Annotated in this window: 14 protein-coding genes and 2 pseudogenes; 10 read left to right on the top strand and 6 right to left on the bottom strand. The window is 63.7% G+C overall.

The window, feature by feature from the left end:
* The 5 genes from EYR15_RS03745 to EYR15_RS03725 all read left to right on the top strand — a co-directional run bounded on the left by EYR15_RS03745 (position 1) and on the right by EYR15_RS03725 (position 3,661).
* Complete coding sequence (locus EYR15_RS03745; RefSeq protein ID WP_131001502.1) at positions 1 to 639, top strand: glutathione S-transferase family protein; 639 nt, start codon at positions 1 to 3, stop codon at positions 637 to 639.
* Positions 640 to 791: 152 nt separating this feature from the next.
* Positions 792 to 1,580 (top strand): transporter substrate-binding domain-containing protein, encoded by a 789-nt coding sequence (locus EYR15_RS03740; protein WP_131001501.1) that lies wholly within the window; start codon positions 792 to 794, stop codon positions 1,578 to 1,580.
* Positions 1,581 to 1,613: 33 nt separating this feature from the next.
* Positions 1,614 to 2,285 (top strand): amino acid ABC transporter permease, encoded by a 672-nt coding sequence (locus EYR15_RS03735; protein WP_131001500.1) that lies wholly within the window; start codon positions 1,614 to 1,616, stop codon positions 2,283 to 2,285.
* Positions 2,286 to 2,295: 10 nt separating this feature from the next.
* A complete protein-coding gene (locus EYR15_RS03730) occupies positions 2,296 to 2,955 on the top strand; it encodes an amino acid ABC transporter permease (RefSeq protein WP_131001499.1) in 660 nt (219 codons plus the stop codon).
* Positions 2,933 to 3,661: an amino acid ABC transporter ATP-binding protein gene (locus tag EYR15_RS03725; protein WP_131001498.1), complete on the top strand. Its 729-nt coding sequence runs from the start codon at positions 2,933 to 2,935 to the stop codon at positions 3,659 to 3,661. Before EYR15_RS03730 ends, EYR15_RS03725 begins: the two co-directional genes overlap by 23 nt.
* Before the next feature lie 88 nt (positions 3,662 to 3,749).
* Here the strand turns inward: EYR15_RS03725 and rfbB are convergent, their stop codons facing one another.
* On the bottom strand, positions 3,750 to 4,820 hold the full coding sequence (gene rfbB / locus EYR15_RS03720; protein ID WP_131001497.1) for a dTDP-glucose 4,6-dehydratase: 1,071 nt from the start codon (positions 4,818 to 4,820) through the stop codon (positions 3,750 to 3,752).
* Between the two features lie 458 nt (positions 4,821 to 5,278).
* On the opposite strand from rfbB, the pseudogene EYR15_RS17345 reads away from it, so the two are divergent.
* Positions 5,279 to 6,153: pseudogene (locus EYR15_RS17345) on the top strand (site-specific integrase).
* Between the two features lie 6 nt (positions 6,154 to 6,159).
* Here the strand turns inward: EYR15_RS17345 and EYR15_RS03710 are convergent.
* Complete coding sequence (locus EYR15_RS03710; RefSeq protein ID WP_131001496.1) at positions 6,160 to 6,630, bottom strand: hypothetical protein; 471 nt, start codon at positions 6,628 to 6,630, stop codon at positions 6,160 to 6,162.
* Between the two features lie 685 nt (positions 6,631 to 7,315).
* Between EYR15_RS03710 and EYR15_RS03705 the strand changes: the two genes are divergently transcribed.
* Positions 7,316 to 8,032, top strand: a complete 717-nt coding sequence (locus EYR15_RS03705; RefSeq protein ID WP_131001495.1) for a hypothetical protein — start codon at positions 7,316 to 7,318, stop codon at positions 8,030 to 8,032.
* A 609-nt stretch (positions 8,033 to 8,641) separates the two neighbouring features.
* On the opposite strand, the gene EYR15_RS03700 is transcribed toward EYR15_RS03705, so the two are convergent.
* Together EYR15_RS03700 and EYR15_RS17125 are read right to left on the bottom strand one after the other, a co-directional pair.
* Positions 8,642 to 11,728, bottom strand: coding sequence for a type I restriction endonuclease subunit R (locus tag EYR15_RS03700; protein WP_245498140.1), 3,087 nt, complete (start codon positions 11,726 to 11,728; stop codon positions 8,642 to 8,644).
* An 82-nt stretch (positions 11,729 to 11,810) separates the two neighbouring features.
* Complete coding sequence (locus tag EYR15_RS17125) at positions 11,811 to 12,383, bottom strand: protein NO VEIN domain-containing protein (protein WP_245498139.1); 573 nt, start codon at positions 12,381 to 12,383, stop codon at positions 11,811 to 11,813.
* A 58-nt stretch (positions 12,384 to 12,441) separates the two neighbouring features.
* On the opposite strand from EYR15_RS17125, the gene EYR15_RS17120 reads away from it, so the two are divergent.
* Complete coding sequence (locus EYR15_RS17120; protein WP_245498123.1) at positions 12,442 to 12,948, top strand: hypothetical protein; 507 nt, start codon at positions 12,442 to 12,444, stop codon at positions 12,946 to 12,948.
* Here the strand turns inward: EYR15_RS17120 and EYR15_RS03690 are convergent.
* Positions 12,945 to 14,135, bottom strand: coding sequence for a restriction endonuclease subunit S (locus EYR15_RS03690; RefSeq protein WP_131001493.1), 1,191 nt, complete (start codon positions 14,133 to 14,135; stop codon positions 12,945 to 12,947). The two genes, EYR15_RS17120 and EYR15_RS03690, sit on opposite strands and share 4 nt — an antisense overlap.
* Positions 14,132 to 15,709, bottom strand: a complete 1,578-nt coding sequence (locus EYR15_RS03685; protein WP_131001492.1) for a type I restriction-modification system subunit M — start codon at positions 15,707 to 15,709, stop codon at positions 14,132 to 14,134. Before EYR15_RS03685 ends, EYR15_RS03690 begins: the two co-directional genes overlap by 4 nt.
* Positions 15,710 to 15,793: 84 nt before the next feature.
* On the opposite strand from EYR15_RS03685, the pseudogene EYR15_RS03680 reads away from it, so the two are divergent.
* Both EYR15_RS03680 and EYR15_RS03675 read left to right on the top strand, forming a co-directional pair.
* Positions 15,794 to 16,619 (top strand): annotated as a pseudogene (locus EYR15_RS03680) (DUF429 domain-containing protein).
* 4 nt (positions 16,620 to 16,623) lie between these two features.
* Positions 16,624 to 17,166: a hypothetical protein gene (locus tag EYR15_RS03675; RefSeq protein WP_131001491.1), complete on the top strand. Its 543-nt coding sequence runs from the start codon at positions 16,624 to 16,626 to the stop codon at positions 17,164 to 17,166.
* Positions 17,167 to 17,317 lie beyond the last annotated feature (151 nt).

Genomic DNA, 17,317 nt, shown 5'->3' with positions numbered 1-17,317 from the left:
ATGATCGCGCTGCACGACTACGAGCTCTCGGCCGAGTGCTACAAGGTCCGGCTGATGTTGGGGCTGCTCGGCCTCAAATGGCGGGTCGTCCCGGTCGACTACTATCCGGGCGCCGAGCACAAGACGCCCGCGTTCCGCACTCTGAGCCCGCTTGGCCGTATCCCCGTTCTGGAGGACGACGGCTTCACGCTGCACGAGCCGCACGCGATCCTGATCTACCTCGCGGGTCGTTACGACACGTCCGACCATTGGTCGCCGCGCGAGCCGCGGCTTGCGGCGGAGGTGGCGCAGTGGCTGTCCTTCGCGGTCGACCTCGACGCCTCCGCCGGCGCCGCACGGCGGGCCGACGGCTTCTTCGAGGCCGTCGACGCCGACGCGGCGAGGGCCGAGGCGCATCGCCTGTTCCGCATCCTCGACGAGCATCTGTGGTTTGGCGAACGGCAGGGCCGCGGCTGGCTGTGCCCAGCCGAGCGCCCGACGATCGCCGAAATCGCCTGTTTCCCGGCGGTTGCGCTGTCGGAGGAGGGCGGCGTTTCGCGGCAGGATTACCCCGCGATCCGCCGCTGGATGGACCGCGTGAAGCGCGTGCCGGGCTTTTCGGTGATGTCCGGCGTGTTCCCGGCCGCGCCGGGACGTTGAGACCGGCGCTGTCCATCTTCTATGCGGCAGCTCAAGAATGAGGCGCTCGGCGTAGTCGCGCTTGCGCGCTTCTGATCACTATTCGGCTGGTATGCCCATTGCTTGATCGTCGCCGTCGCCCGGATCGATAGTCGGGCCGGGAGACCAGATCCATGCGCCTCACCACTCGCCGGGCCGTGCTCGCTTTTGTTCTCGCTCTGACTGGCGGCGGCGTCGCGAACGATGCTCGCGCAGAGCTCCCCGACATCATGTCGCGCGGGACGCTCAAAGTTGCGGTGCCGCAGGACTTCCCGCCCTTCGGCAGCGTCGGGCTCGATATGGCGCCGCAGGGCTACGACATCGATATGGCGACGCTGATCGCCGAGAAGCTGGGCGTGAAGCTGGAACTGACGCCCGTCACCAGCGCGAACCGCATCCCCTATCTCCAGACCGGCAAGGTCGACCTCGTCATCTCGAGCCTCGGCAAGAATCCGGACCGTGAGAAGGTCATCGATTTCTCGACGGCCTACGCGCCGTTCTTCAACGGCGTGTTCGCGCCGGACAATGTCGCGGTGTCGAAGGCGGAGGACCTTTCCGGCAAGACCATCGGCGTCACCCGCGGCGCGGTGGAGGATCTCGAACTCACCAAGGTCGCGCCCGCCGACGCGACCATCAAACGCTACGAGGATAATAACGGCACGATCTCGGCGTTCCTGTCAGGCCAGGTCCAGGTGGTCGCGACCGGCAACGTGGTGGCGGCGGCGATCATCGCGCGCAACCCGCCGAAGAAGCCGATGCTCAAGTTCCTGATCAAGAATTCGCCCTGCTATATCGGCTTCAGCAAGGATCAGCCGGTCCTTAAGGCGAAGCTCGACGACATCATCGCCACCGCCAAGACCGACGGGTCGCTCGACGCCATCGCCCAGAAGTGGCTGAAGACGGACCTGCCGAAGGACCTCTGAACCGGGCTTCACGACCGGGGAGGGCCGCGGACCATGGGCTACGTCTTCGACTATTCATGGCTTGCCGACTATTGGGGCGTGCTGCTCAAGGGCGTCCTGGTGACGGCCGAACTGACGCTGGTCGGCGCGACGCTCGGCGTCTCGCTCGGCGTCGCCTGCGCCTGGGCGCGGTCCCTCGGGCCGAGATGGCTCAAGCCGATCGTCGCGACCTATGTCGAGCTGATCCGCAACACGCCGTTCCTGATCCAGCTGTTCTTCATCTTCTTCGGCCTGCCGTCGCTGGGCGTGCAGATGAGCGAGATCCAGGCGGCGCTGCTCGCCATGGTGATCAATCTCGGCGCCTATAGCTGCGAGATCGTCCGCGCCGGCATTCAGGCGACGGGGCAGGGCCAGTTCGAGGCCGGCTGGAGCCTCGGGATGACGCGGTTCGAGACCTTCCGCTACGTCGTGCTCATTCCCGCGCTGCAGAAGATCTGGCCGGCTCTGTCGTCGCAGATCGTCATCGTGATGCTGGGATCCGCGGTGGTCTCCCAGATCGCGGCTGAAGACCTGTCCTTCGCCGCGAACTTCATCCAGTCGCGCACCTTCCGGGCGTTCGAAAGCTACATCGTCGCGACGCTGATCTATCTCGCGCTGGCGATCCTGCTGCGGCAGCTGCTGAGGGGCGTCGGCTTCGTCCTCTTCCCCAGGAGGAGCGGACGATGAGGGCGGCGCGATGATCGAGTTTTCGAACTGGGACATTCTCCGCAATCTGCTGCTCGCCGCGCGCTGGACGGTCGTGCTCTCGCTTGTCTCCTTTGTCGGCGGCGGGATCGTCGGGCTCGGCCTGCTCTTCATGCGCATCTCGAGGTCGCGCTGGCCGCGGCTGTTCGCGGGCGCTTATGTCGAGCTGTTCCAGGGCACGCCGCTGCTGATGCAGCTGTTCCTCGCCTTCTTCGGACTCGCGCTGTTCGGGATCAACGTTCCGGCCTGGCTCGCGGCCGGCGTCGCGCTCATCCTGTGGACCGCGGCCTTCCTCGCCGAGATCTGGCGCGGCTGCGTGGAGTCGATCGCCAAAGGCCAGTGGGAGGCCTCCGCCAGCCTCGGCATGGGGCGGATGCAGCAGATGCGCTACGTCGTCCTGCCGCAGGCGATGAAGATCGCCATACCGCCGACCGTCGGCTTTTCCGTGCAGGTGGTGAAGGGCACGTCGCTGACCTCGATCATCGGCTTCGTCGAGCTGTCGAAGGCTGGCACGATCGTCACCAACGCCACCTTTCTGCCGTTCACGGTCTACGGCTATGTCGCGCTGATCTATTTCGTCCTCTGCTTCCCGCTGTCGAAGTCCAGCCAGTATCTCGAGAGGAAGCTCAATGTCGCTCATCGAAATCACTGACGTGCGCAAGAGCTTCGGCGCGAACGAGGTCTTGAAGGGCATCGACCTCAACGTCGAGCCGGGCGAGGTCATCGCCATCATCGGCAAGTCGGGCTCGGGCAAATCGACGCTGCTCCGCTGCATCAACGGGCTGGAGACGATCAACTCCGGCTCGATCCAGGTCGCCGGCGCCCAGCTCGCGCCGGATGAGCTCCACCTCAAGGCGCTGCGCCTGAAGGTCGGCATGATCTTCCAGAGCTTCAACCTGTTCCCGCACAAGACGGCCGGGCAGAACGTCATGCTCAGCCAGATGGTGGTGAAGAAGACGCCGAAGCCTGAAGCCGAGGCGATGGCGCGCAAGATGCTGGAGCGCGTCGGCCTCGCCCACAAGTTCGACGCCTATCCCGACGAGCTCTCTGGCGGCCAGCAGCAGCGCGTCGCGATCGCCCGTGCGCTCGCCATGCAGCCGATGGCGCTGCTCTGCGACGAGGTCACCTCCGCGCTCGACCCCGAGCTCGTGCAGGAGGTCCTGGCGGTGGTGAAGGAGCTCGCCGCCGAGGGCATGACGCTGCTGATGGTGACGCACGAGATGCGCTTCGCTCGCGACGTCTGCTCGCGCGTCGTCTTCATGCATATGGGCCGCGTCCACGAGATCGGCCCGCCGGCCGAAGTCTTCGGCGCGCCGAAAACGCCTGAGCTCAGGCAGTTCCTCGGCGCGCAGCACTGAGGCGCACCGGCTGACCGCCTTATCGGCGGCGCGTGATCCACCCCAGACTATCGCCCGGTTTTCGAGCGCCGGGATCGCTTGGTGAGGCTCAGCGCTTGAACGCCGCGCGCTCGAGCAGCGGCCGCCACCAATCCTCGCGGTCGAGGAACCAACGAAGCGTCTCGGCGAAGCCCTGCGCGAAGTCGCGCTTCGGCGCATAGCCGAGCTCGGCCGAGATCTTGCGAGAGTCGATTGCGTAGCGACGGTCGTGGCCCTTGCGGTCCTCGACAAAGGTCTTGAGCTCCGCGGCGCTTCCACCCCGCGCTGGCGGCGCCTCGGGAAATCGTTTGCTGAGGGTCGGGTCAGTCGCGAAGGCCAAGTCGACGCTGCGGCAGATCTCGTCGACGACCTCGATGTTCCGCAATTCCTGCCCGCCGCCGATATTGTAGGTCTCGCCCGGCCGACCGCCCTTCAGGATCAGCTCGACGCCGCGGCAATGATCTTCGACATGGAGCCAGTCGCGCACGTTGAGCCCGTCGCCATAGATCGGCAGCGGCTTGCCCAGCAGCGCGTTCAGCAGGCAGAGCGGGATCAGCTTTTCGGGCAGCTGGAACGGCCCGTAATTGTTCGAGCAGTTCGACGTCGTGGTCTGAAGCCCATAGGTGTGGTGATAGGCCCGCACCAGATGGTCGGACCCCGCCTTGGAGGCGGAGTAGGGCGAGTTCGGCGCATAAAGCGAGGTTTCGCTAAAGGGCGGATCGTCGGGCCCGAGCGAGCCGTAGACCTCGTCGGTCGACACGTGGTGGAAATGGTGGGGCGTCCCTGAACCCGTGTCGAGCCAGGCGGCCTTGGCGGCCTTCAACAGGCTGTGGGTGCCGACCAGATTGGTGGTGACGAAGGCGTCGGGGCCGGTGATCGACCGGTCGACATGGCTCTCCGCGGCGAAGTGCACGATCGTGTCGATCCGTCGGCTCTCGATCAGCTCCGAGACCAGATCGGCGTGACAGATGTCGCCGACCACGAGCTCTACGCCGTCGAGCCCATCAAGGCTGGCGGGATTGCCGGCATAGGTGAGCGTGTCGAGCACGACGATCTCGTCGGCGGGAGCGACAGCCCGCCAGTGGCGGACGAAGTTGACCCCGATGAAGCCGGCGCCGCCCGTCACGATAAGATTGGCCATGCTCGGCTCTTCTCCTTTCGCGACTGTTCGTCCGCGCGGTCGGACTTGCTCGTCGCCGGCGAGCGCGGATGATGGAGCGAGATCGCAATTGGCGGCAATCGCGAACTCTTCAAGTCGACCGGCGCCGGGAGGTCGGCCACACGCGCGGTTCTCTGGCGCTGCGCATGAATGGATAGCGTCAGTTGCGCCGCCAACGATGTCGCATCCTCGCCGCTCGCTCCGCCAAACTCAGATTGCCCCTCGCGGGACGATCGGCTAGTTTCCGCGCGGCCCCAGGCACCCGTAGCTCAGCTGGATAGAGCGCTGCCCTCCGAAGGGCATCCGGGTCAAAAAGTTCAACAGGATGGGGACGGTGGGGCCCTTGGGAAGTGTAAACACCCCGAGATCGATCCGCGCTGTGGATCGCGCCAGCGTCCATATTCCTTCCACATCCGGCATCGAAAACTAGCTTCGAGCGCGTGTCAGCGCGTCAACGAAGGCTGCCTCAGACTGCCTCCGGTGAAAGAGTGCAAATCGCGAGAGATGCGGCAGCGATAAAAGCGTTCGGCCACGCGGCAGCGTGTAGATGTCGATCGTCTGATCTCCCCATCCGGCGTTCACCGTGCCCGTTCTCTCGCCGCCGTCTAAGGCCATTATGTGCGGCGCGACGTCTTTGCCAAAAGAGAGGATCGTCGTCGCGGGTGACGCACTCAGAATGTCCTGCCAGACCTTCCGCCCGAAGGCGAGGGCTTCTGACTTCTTGCGCGATCGACATCGCGATCAAAGAGTGGAACATCGTGATCTATGCGAACCCGGTGAAGCTCGTTCGTCGGCCTGTAGCGCCGAAGGGCCGCAATAGGCGGCTGCGGGCCGGCGAGGAGCAGAAGCTGCTGGATGCGGCCGACAAGGGCCGCAATCCGCATATGCGGTCCATCATCATCTTCGCAATCGAGACCGCCATGCGCCGCGGCGAGATCGTGAACCTGATGTGGGAGCACGTCGACCTCGATCGTCGGGTCGCCCATGTGCCGGTCACCAAGAACGGCGAGCCTCAGGACGTGCCGCTGTCGAGCCGCGCCGTGGCTGCGATGACGTCGAGTGACGATCCCCGCGAGGGGAAGGTGTTTTTCCGGTGTCCGAGACAGCGGTGTTCCAGGCGTGGGACCACCTACGAGGCCGGGCCAGCGTGCCCGATTTGCATTTTCATGACCTCCGCCATGAGGCAGTGACCCGGCTGTTCGAACGCGGCTTCAACGTCGTAGAGGTATCTACGATTTCCGGACACAAGGAGCTTCGGATGCTGGCGAGGTATACGCATCTACGCGCCGACGATCTGGTGTCGCGGCTAGGGTAGACACATCTACAGATGGGCATTATCGGCCAGCAGCTTCTTCAAAGCCGCCTCGAGATCAAGGTTGACCCGACTGCCAGTCCGCAAGGCGAGACCAAGAGCCGCGTTCAGCGGCTTAAAACCCATGAGAGCCATGAGCTTCCCCATCTTCATACCCAGCACGGTCTGTATGTGCTCGATCCTCGCCGCAGCGGCCGGCAGAAGCTTCCGGTCCTTGTCGAGCAGAGGCATCGGCGCCGTGGAGCTAGGCGCCGTTCGGGTCACGCCGCGGGCCCACTTCAGAAAGTCGGCCTTCTCCGCAGTTGTCGCTTTCCCCCATTGAGACTTCATCACTTGCAGCGTGGATCGATCCTTCTGCAGGCCGGCGGCGATCGAGGCTTCGCGAACGCTGGCATATTTGCCGTCGAGCAGATCCCTGTAGATCGTGGGATGGTCGCGTCTGAGCCGGCGTTCGAAGTAGGCCCTATCGCGCTTCGCCACGTTGATACGTCTACAATGATCTCGGAAGCAGCCCCATATCCGATTCGACGGCGCCGGAGGTATAAATGCGACGTCCCGCGCTAGGCGGCCTTAGAAGCGCTGTGACGGGCAACGCCGCTGGAAGGCGCACGGGGCGCCGGCGAGCCACAAAGGCCGCCTACGGCTCCCTGAGCCAGCAACAGGCATCCTACCTACGCCCGCGCCGTTGATGAACCGGAACGTCTCATCAAAGCCGCGGTCTGATGTTTGAGAAGATGCTGAAAGAAGCCGGAAGCAGGGGTGCAGGAGAAAGGCGACCTCGAGCCGGGACAGAGTGTGTGTAGTCCATCCTCATTCCCGGCCCAACGATACCCAGACGAGGCGCGGCGCAGCCGCGCGCCGAGCGCAGCGAGGCTCTTCCTTGCGAAGCGCCGCAGGCGCGAGCCGGAGGTGTTTGGATGCAGGTGGTGAGCACCGCCATATCCCGGCCCGGATCTCAATCTTATACTTTCTTTCTTTCTTTCTTCTCTTCTCTTTCTTTCTTTCTTTCTTGGTGAGTTCGTGACGCCACTGTGGAGGGTAAATCGAGCTAGCCCAGAACTGTCCAGAGGTTGCCCGCGCCATGCTCGCGCCTTCGCTCCACAGCATTAGTCACGCTTGCGCTGATCGTCGGCAACGCATACGCGGCGCATCTCGAAGGACGAGCATGACCTCAAATTCCGAACATCCCCGGCCCACGGCGGCTAATCCCGCTACCGAACCCCACGCCGACGAGCAGAAGCAGCTCGTTGATCAGGATCTTGAGGATGCGGTTAAGTGGCATCTGGAGCACGACCCGGCGTTCAAGAACTTGGCCGCCGAGTTCGACATCAGCAGCCCGCCTCCACCCCCGTCAGCCCGCGAGCAGACATTGGCCATCGGCCGTGAATGGCAGCGAAAACGAGCTGAACGCACGAAGCGCGAGCGGGACAAGGCGAAAGCCCTACGCCCAGCGCCCAAAACGCCAGCGGAGCGAAAGCGCGACGAGCGCGCCCGCAACCTCGTCAAGAAACCCGCTCCGGCGCTCCGGCCGCTCAGTCCGGCCGCTCGAGCTCAAATCGAGGCCGAAGCTGAGGGCCGCGTGATTGCTCTTCGGAGGGCCGTAGCCGCAGCGCCCGCGAGTGATAGGCGACTCCGTCGAATGGCGGGGCGGGAGCTCGACTATACGACGGCCTGGAGAGTCCGCGAGATGCTGCGCGCGACCAACGCGCCCACCAGCCTGCAAGCTATCGCTGACGCCATGAACAACCGAACGAGCACCGAGAGCGAGCGCCAGGCGGTGCGCAAAATGTTGGGGCAGGTGAAGACGCTCGAGGAGATCGGGATCTGGACACCCTTCACCGCGCCTGGCGCATCCGGAAGCGCCACAGCGTCTGGAACATGACGCTAATTGGAAGAAGCGCGGCCTCTAGCGCTTTGCGAGTGCGGCCGACAAGGCGCCCGCTGAGTCAGCGGGCCTCGCTGGCTCCATTCCTAGGTCCAGCGCCGCCCATGTTGGTCGCACGACCCGATGGCCGCCAGCGAGCCTCTGAGCGCCTCGACGGTCACCATCCGTTCCGTGGGTTATCGCAACGGCGCAACTGAGTATCATCTCAAGCGATCGGTCAGATTGCGTTCGGCCCTGTAGATGCATCTACAGGGCGCTACCGACTGCCAGCCGGGGCTGGCCGCGCACCCCCAAGACCGAAGTCCTAGAAAATTCTCGCATCTACCAACGCGGTCGAGCATGGGGTCGCGGCGTCCCTGAGCCATCCTTGGATTGGTTGCGGTGGTTGTATTTTGGTTATTGCAGAGTAGGGAGAAAGTTGACCGATTTCCGGAGATTCGCAGTCAAAAAACGTCGACCGCGGATCGAGGCCTGGACAAGCGTATCGGTAGAAACTGAACGATTTCGACATAAGAAAAAACATCAAGCTGACCAAGGATAGTTTGCCGAACCTCACCGACCTGTCTTCGCGCCGCGAAACCGCCCCATACTTGGATCTGACCGATCTCAAGCTACGGCGCTCTGGTTCAACTCCTCGATCACCCTGAACAGCCGGTCGATACGGGGACTATCAAACACCTGGTCCGGTCCCTGGGGCGCAACGTCGGTGAAGGGGCTTTCGTAGAGTAGCCCCGGCTCCATAGCGCCGCGCTCGGTCAGGTGATCGACCACAAGGCCGATGAACTCGATCTGCTCGTTAGAGGCCGAGCCGTCCGCGATGAACTCGGCGAACGCCTGTTGAACAGCTTGGCGCTCGAGGCCTACCAGCGAGCGCACGAAGCCGCCGAAACCTGAACTCGTCGCACGCGCCCGCTCGATTGCGTCGGCGTCTCCGATCCCGGCGTTGAGCAGCATGGCCTCGAGCTCGCCGAGGTCGGTCGTGGTCAACGGCTTGCCCTGACGGAGCTTGTGCAGGGCGATGTGGTCCTCGTGCTTCTTGAGGAAGGCGCGGGCCTTTGCCTTGAAGCGCAGAAAGTCGACCTCGCCGACCTGCGGCAGGTCGTGCTCGACGCCCTCGCCGATCTCGTCGGCGAAATCGGAGTAGACGATCCTCCGCTTCTGTTTTTCGATGTGCTGGATCAGGTCGCGCAGGCGCACCCGCGCCAGTTCGAGCAGAGGGACGGTTACGCCCTCCCACCACGCATCGGTCTGGATCTCCTCGATTAGCACGGCCTGCGCGGCGATGCCGGGGATGGCGGTCTGTTCCTCAAGCGCGGAGCCGATTTCGAGCAACTGCGTCTTGAGCGCCGCGAACCGCTTCGAGCCCCTCAGCAGCGCGAGCTCGATATGGAACATCAGCAGGTCGAAACGCTTCACCTCTTCCGTTCCGTGCCGTTTGGCGGTCGGCAACGGCGCGACCTGATCGACGAGCTCCTCGCGAGCCTCGGCGTCGATCGAGATCCACGCGTCGAGCCTGAGATACTTCTCCACCGTCCGCCGGCGCTGACGCACGACGAAGTTGTCGAGGTTCATACCGGCGATGGTCTCGCGCAGCTGTGCGACCGCGTCGGCGCGGACCTCCTCCTCAGTCGGCGGCGCCCCCTCGCCAGCGTCATAGGGCGCCGGCTCCTCGGCCATGCCGTCGACCTTCACGCGTTTCTCATCCAGCGCCCGCACCAGATCGAGCCGCGCCGCGAACAGCCGCTCGGAAAGAGAGGCCGCAGAGCCGGGGTCCTTCATCTCCGGGTCGGCGCCGAAGAATTCGAGGTTTGCGCAGTAGTCGAACACGCGAAAGAACGACTTGTCGTCGCCCGGGCCGAACAGATCCGGGCAGAGGCGGGTGCCGCGACCCATCATCTGCCAGAACTTGGTCTTCGATCGCACCGCCTTGAAGAAGACAAGATTCACCACCTCGGGCACGTCTATGCCGGTGTCGAGCATGTCCACAGAGATCGCGATGTGCGGCGCCTTCGCCTTCTCCGAGAAGTCGTCGATCAGGCTCTGCGCGTAGTCTGTCTTGTAGGTCACAACGCGCGCGAAATGGCCCTTATGCTCAGGGTAAGCGGCGTTGAAGCGCTTCTCGATGAATTCGGCGTGCGCCTGGTTCTTGGCGAACACGATCGTCTTGCCTAGCCGGTCGCCGCCCTCGACCTTCACGCCCTTCTCCATGAAGTGCGCGATGACCTGGTCGACCGTGTCCTCGTTGAAAAGACGCTTGTTGATCTCGGCGGCTTCTACGCTGTCGGGAATCTCGTCCTCGCCCCATTCCAGCATGTCCCACTGGTCCTTCTCCTCGTCGGAGAGGTCGTCGTAGCGGAGCCCTGAGCGGATGATCTTGAGCGGGACAGAGATCGCCTCGGGCGGCACGAGATGGCCGTCGCGCACCGCCTCGTCGAGCGAGTAGGCGTCGGTCGGCACGCCGTCCTCGAGGTCGAACAGGGCGTAGGTGTCGTGGTCGACGTCCTCGCGCGGCGTCGCGGTCAGGCCAACAAGAAAGCTGTCGAAATACTCGAATATCGCGCGGTAGCGCTGGTAGACGGAGCGGTGAGCCTCATCGATCACCACGAGGTCGAAATGGCCGGGTCCGAAGGCGCGCTGCCCCTGCGCCTTGCCGTCGATCAGGTTCATCATCGTGGGATAGGTCGAGAAGAAGACGCGGCCCTCGGTCGTCTTCTCGGTCACGAGGTTGACCGGCGCGGAGTCCGGCAGATGCGCTTTGAAGGCGTTGACCGCCTGTTTGACCAGCGCCGTCCGGTCGGCGAGGAACAGCACCCGCTTCACCCAGCCGGCGCGCATCAGGAGGTCGACCAGCGCGATAACGGTGCGGGTCTTGCCCGAGCCCGTCGCCATGACGAGCAGGCCCTTGCGCTCGGAATGCTCCTCGAAGCTCTTCGCCATCGCGCGGATGGCGCGCTGCTGGTAGGGGCGGCCGGCGATCTTGAGGTTCAGCTTGGTCTCAGCGAGCGTCTTGCGGCTCGTGCGCCGCTGGATCGCGAGCTCCAGCTCGTCGCGCTTGTAGAAGCCGCCGATCTCGCGCGGCGGATAGCGCAGATCGTCCCAAATCCAGTGCTCGTAGCCGTTGGAAAGGAAAATGACCGGCCGCTGGCCGAAGCGCGCCTCCAGCGCGTCAGCGTAGAGCTTCGCCTGTTGCTGGCCCTTCTGCGCGCTGTGCTTGGTCGCCTTGGCCTCGACCAGCCCGAGCGGCCTGCCGTCAAACCCCCACAGCACGTAGTCGACGCGGCCGACGCCGCTGGCCGACGGCATTCCCGCCACCTCGAACTCGACGTCCTCCGGCTTGTCCAGCGTCCAGCCGGCCTCCTTCAGCAGCAGGTCGATGAAGCGATCGCGGGTCTCGGCTTCCTTGTAGTCGTGTGTGTCGGGAACCGCCGCGTTGGCCTTCTTCGCCGCTGCCACCTCCGCGCGGAGACGCGTCAGCTCATCGTCGAGCTCCGTCCGGCTCGCGAGCAGCTTGGTTAGTTCGCCGTCTTTCGCCTCGAGGTCCTTCTGCTGCTGCTGGATGTGCGCGAAGGCGCGTTTGACGACGTCGTCCTTGCGGGTCAGCGCCCCGGCGTCGAAGGCGAGCCCGTCCGCGGGGCGCTTGCCGCGCGCATAGGTGCGCGCGAGCCAGAAGCAGACGTGGAACAGCTCCTTCACGGCGCCCGCGGCGTCCGCGCCGGAGACCGTCTTCTCCTCATGCACTGCGCGGTTGCGCAGCCGGTTGATCAGCCGCGCCTTCTCATAGACCGCTTGTCCCGCGAGCCGCTTGAAGCTCGGTTCGGCGAGCAGCGCCGCGATGTTGTCCTGATAGGGCAGCGTCAGGCCCGGGTCGTTGCGGAACGCCCATTTGACCGCGACCTCGACTGCCTTGCCGGCGAAGAAGGCGGCCGCGGTGGGCGACGCCGCAGCCTGCTTCTCTGCCTCGGCCGCCGCCTCGTGGACGTGGGGAAATTCGGGGAGGAGGAAGGCGAAGTTCGACATGCGGCGTCAGGCTGCCCGGCGTTCGCTGAAATCGCAAGTTGCAGATCGCGCCATGGCTAAAACTCGGCCCGCACGTCGCCGGGCGCAGCATCATGCATTTGTCCAGCGGCGGCGCGAGTTCGAAGGCGCGGGGCTGGCGCGCGAAGTCGTAGAGCCGCGCGATGCGGAAAGCGTCCGGCCGTTCCTCGGTGAAGGCGCGCTCGCTCTCGGAGAGGAAGAACGGAGTCGTGCTCTGCCCGACCGTCGTCTTGACCTCGATCAGCCGCTCGCGCCCCGCAAGGTCGAAGGACCGGATGTCGTAGCCGGCGCCGTCGCCGTCTTCCTCGGACACCCAACGCACGGCGCGCGCGAGATCGGCCCCGGCCGGCGGCGCGCAAGCTCGACTGCTCGTGAAGGAAGATGCGTTCCTCGCCCCGCCGGCCGAGCGCCCGGTTGCGCGCGTCCCTCAGCGCGGGATCAAATTTTTTCACGATCCGCTCAAGCGGCGCAGGCGTTGGATCGAAGCCCGGCGTCGGCGGCGCCTCGAAGAACAGACCTTCCGGTTCGGCCAGCCCGGTCGGCGCGACGGCTGCGACCGGGCTTTCGAAAAGCGCCGGCCGTTCGGCGAGAAAGCGCTCGACGCCGTCGATCAGAGTGCGCTGGAAGTGCGGTGTCGGCGCATATCCTTGGATCCAAGGCATGCCGAGGCGCACCAACACGGCGCTAATATTCTGGTGCTTGCGTTCGACGGACTTCGCGCTCCGTCCCGTGAGTTGTTCCAGCGCGAAGTGCCGGTGCGCTTTCACGAACGGATCTCCGCGCAGCCACCTGCAATGCATATCGAAATAGTCGGCGACGATCAGGTCGACTTCCGCATCCGTCCAGTCGCTGCCAGCCACCTCGTCGGGCATGGCTAGAGCTGGCCGGCGAAGGCACGGTGCTGGAGGGATGAGAACGCAGCATCGAGTTCTGTCAAAGATCGTTGATTGCGAGAGCGCTGCGACGCGGCCGCTGCCACACGTCTTTCGAATTGTTGCTGCTTATCCATGGGTGCCATTGCAATTGGGAACCGGGCAAATTCAGTGATTTGCAGATGAGGCATAGCGTTGCCTTTTTTCATGCCTTCGATGCGCAATTGAACAGGCCCTGAGAGAATGTAATAAAGCAAATAGACAGGGCTAATGAGTGCTCTGTTTGGTTTAACCAGTGCTATTGACTGATTTATGCAGACAGGCATACTGTTGTCGAACAGGGCAGCTCTTCCGATAGTCCCATCCTTGGTAACCAGCAAATCTCCAGGATCGGGCTTAGATTTCGCTGAGAGCTGCTCAAATTCCTCTTCGCTCGCGAAGTGAACGTTTTCGATGTCGAGCGAGCCCATTCGAACGTTTTTGGCTGTTAAGATCGGTATACCGGTGTCATGGTGGCTCATCGGCTGCGTAAAACCGTAAGTTATGCGTGATGTAACCTCCGATAGAGGGACGCGTTTTTCGGATCCATGCGAGATAACATCTTGTAGTTCGAACGGGTCTCCAAACATCTCCAGAAAGATCGACTGCGTCAGCCCGTCGAGCAACTCCAGCGTGCGCTTGCGGTTCCGGCGCAGTGCGTCCGCCTTGTCCAGAATCGCCGCGATCCGCCGCTGCTCATCGAGCGGCGGGAGGGGGATTTCAAGGCGCCGAATGAAGTCTGTCGGCACGCGCTTCTGACCGGCGCTGCCTGTCATATTCTTCGCCCCGACCTCACGGAACGAGGAGTTCCACACCGTATGGAAGACGTAGTCTGGCAACACTTCGTTCGACGCCCGAAGCACATGAAATTCGGTCGATCCAAAGCCTACGGGGTGCCTGAGCGAGCTTGTCCGTGTCGCCTTCCCATTCTCGAAGCAAGGCGTAATCTTCGCGACCAAGATGTCCCCGCGTTCGAAGAACGAGTAGCCCTTCCTGACCTCGCCAGCTGCGCGCTCTTGCTCCTCATCAACAAAGCCATCCTCAGAGACCGATGACATTGAAAGAAACGAGACAAGCGCATTATCTCGGAGAGACTTCGGGGCCCGAGGATTGATTTCGCAGATGTCGCCAAGCCGCGCGGTTCTCGCACTCACAGCATCGCCTCCAGCTCATCCAGCCCTGCCGATATCTCCGCCTCCAGCGCCTTCAGCTCCGCGATGATTTCCTTCGGCGGGCGGTGCTCTGAGGCCGCGTGCACCACCTCCTTGTAGCGGTTGAGCGAGAGGTCGTAGTCCGCGGCGGCGATCTCGGCCTTCGGCACGCAAAAGCTCTGCTCGGTGCGGGCGCGCTCGCGCTCAGCGCCCGTCCGCTCCGCCCAGCGCGCGGCGGCGTCGGGCAGGTTGTTCTTCGCCTGCTCCTCCTCGCTTAGCGTCAGGCTGACGAAGGTCTTGCGCCCATCCTCGTAGCCGGGGTTCACGCCCTGCTTCTCTGCTGGCAGCAGCGGCGTGCGCTTGTCGTCGAGCGAAAAGCAGTCGGCGCGCAAGTCGTAGAACCACACGAAATCCGTGCCGCCCGAGTCCGTCTTGGTGAACAGCAGGATCGCGGTCGAGACTCCTGCGTAAGGGCGAAACACGCCCGACGGCAGCTTCACGATCCCGTCGAGCCGGTGGTCCTCCACCAGCATCTTTCGGATCGCCTTGTGCGCCGTGGAGGAGCCGAACAGCACGCCGTCCGGCACGATGACCGCCGCGCGCCCCCCGGGCTTCAGCAGCTTCAGGAACAGCGCGAGGAACAGCAGCTCGGTCTTCTTCGTCTTGACGATCTTCTGCAGGTCCTTGGCCGTCGTTTCGTAGTCGAGCGAGCCGGCGAAGGGCGGGTTGGCGAGCACGAGCGAATAGCGGTCGCTGTCGCCGCCGTGTTCCTCGGCCAAAGAGTCCTTGTAGCGGATGTCCGGCTTCTCGACGCCATGCAGCAGCATGTTCATCGAGCCGATGCGCAGCATCGTGCCGTCGAAGTCGAAGCCGTGGAACATCCCCTCGTGGAAGTGCTGCCGCAGCGCCTCATCGCGGAAGATTTCGGGGTGGTTCTCGCGCAGATACTCGCCAGCGCCGACGAGGAAGCCGCAGGTGCCCGAGGCTGGGTCGCAGATGACGTCCTTCGGCCCTGGAGCCGTCATCTCGACCATCAGCTCGATGATGTGCCGCGGCGTGCGGAACTGACCGTTCTGCCCGGCGCTCGCGATCTTCGAGAGCATGTATTCGTAGAGGTCGCCCTTGGTGTCGCGGTCCTCCATCGGGATGTCGGCGAGAAGGTCGACCACCTTCGCCAACAGCCCCGGCGTCGGGATCGTGAAGCGCGCGCCCTTCATGTGGGCGGCGTGCGCCGTGTCCGCGTCCGTCATAGAGCGGATGAAGGGGAAGACGTGGTCGGCAACGATCTCGAACATCTGCGCCGGCGCCTTGTTGCGGAAACGCGACCAGCGCATCTCCTCGTAAGGCAGCCCGCCGGCCTTGCCGATGTCGTCATGGCCTTCAGGGAAGATCACGCGCTCGATCGGCTGCCTCAGCCGGGTCGCCTTGTTCTCTGCGAGGATCTGCTGGTCGTCGAGCCCGCGGATGAACAGGAGGTAGGTGATCTGCTCGATCACCTCGAGCGGATTGGCGATGCCTCCCGACCAGAACGCATTCCAGACGGCGTCGATCTTGGACCTGAGTTCGCCCGTCAGCATGCTGCGCTACCCGATTCAATTAATGCAGTTCGCGCGGGATGCTAGAAGGGACCAGGCGAGGCGGGTAGTGCGGAGAGGCGACACGTGACGGCAGCGACGAAGAGCATTATCGGCTTCGACTCGGCCTGGGTCGACAAGCCCACAGCGCCCGGCGCCGTCTGTTCGATCCGGCTGACGAAAGGCGGGCATCCAGAATTCATCGAGCCGCAGCTTGCGTCCTTCGCTCATGCGCTCGAGTTCATCCGCGAAGAGCAGCGCCACAGCGTCCGGTGTCTGGTCGCGCTCGATCAGCCGACCATCGTGCCCCAACGCATTAAGTTGCAGGCCGGTGGACCGCGTCGCGGGCTCGCTGATCTCATGGCTCGGCGGCGGCGTTCAGCCCGCAAACCGCTCGAAGATTCGCATATTCGACGACGCCGCGCCCATCTGGCGCTTCAAGGAGGCGCTCGGCGCGACGGAGGATCCCGAAGGCGCCCGCGCCGCAACCTCCGGCCTGTTCCTGATCGAGGTCTTCCCCGCCATGGCGCTGCCGACGCTCGAGGCGGCCTATTACGGCTACAAGCTCGGACCGCGATACAATCCCGACCGCCGCAAGACGTTTAGGCTTGAGCACTGGCAGAGCGTCTTAGCGGCCGTCCAGCGCTTCGCGCTGGTCGAGGGGCTAGCGGGCATGGCCCACTGGGCCGAGAAGGCTGCATCCCTCGATAGGCCGAGAAAAGCCGACCAGGACAGGCTGGACGCTGTGATCTGCGCGCTGGTCGGCTACCAATGGCTTGTGAAACTACGCGAGGACTCGGTCATGATCGGCGACCTCGAGACCGGCTATATGATCGCGCCTGCGAGCCCAGAGGTGCGGTCGCGGTTAAGGTTGGCGGCGGTAGCGCGGGGCGTCGCGATCGATGCGGGCTGAGCGGATGAAAATTGAGATTTCGGAAAAAGCCTACGAAAAAATAACACGCCTTATCGAAACCGGACAGCAAAGCTCGATCGAGCAAACAATTGACGACGCTTTGGAATTGCTCATCGCAAGCTCTGAAGACAGAGCCGCCAACTTGCTTTCTGTATTGGAGGCGATTTTTGACAGCGATAATTACCTCATCAGGTGGCCAACGTCGGTAGCGACCAAGGCAATGAACTCTGACACTATTGCCGGGATCATTACTCTCGCAATTGCCCGACAAGCGCTGAGCTACCCGCTCAGATCGATTAACGGATCAACAAGGCGCATGATCCCCGGTTCCAAGAGGCACTTTCTCCAACAGCATGGAGTGTCATCGGCTATGAGCGTCGCCATTTGTGGCGCAGCGGGACGGATCGCGGCGCACCCGATGATCGCCGTTGCCCTGCGTGACGGTGATTTGAACGATGTGATACTCGCTTGCGATAGGGCGCTTGAGGACGATCGAGACGGTGTGCTTACTTTTTGTCGCCTCGATCGCATCGGGAAGTCAGGCTAAACGAGAGATCGAGGCGATTTAACGCGACGCTTGAAGAGGCAGGCGCGTCCACGCGCCGTCCACATCACGTCCGCTCGGCGCGCCCGAGACTCGCCAGCGTCTCCGACCTATCGCTCCGCCGCGCGTGACGCTGAACCCGAAACCCCGATTG

This window comes from Hansschlegelia quercus (assembly GCF_004310425.1).
GTDB lineage: Bacteria > Pseudomonadota > Alphaproteobacteria > Rhizobiales > Methylopilaceae > Methylopila > Methylopila quercus.
The sequence above is the reverse complement of the archived record's forward strand: the minus strand, read 5'-3'. Positions and strand labels throughout refer to the sequence as shown.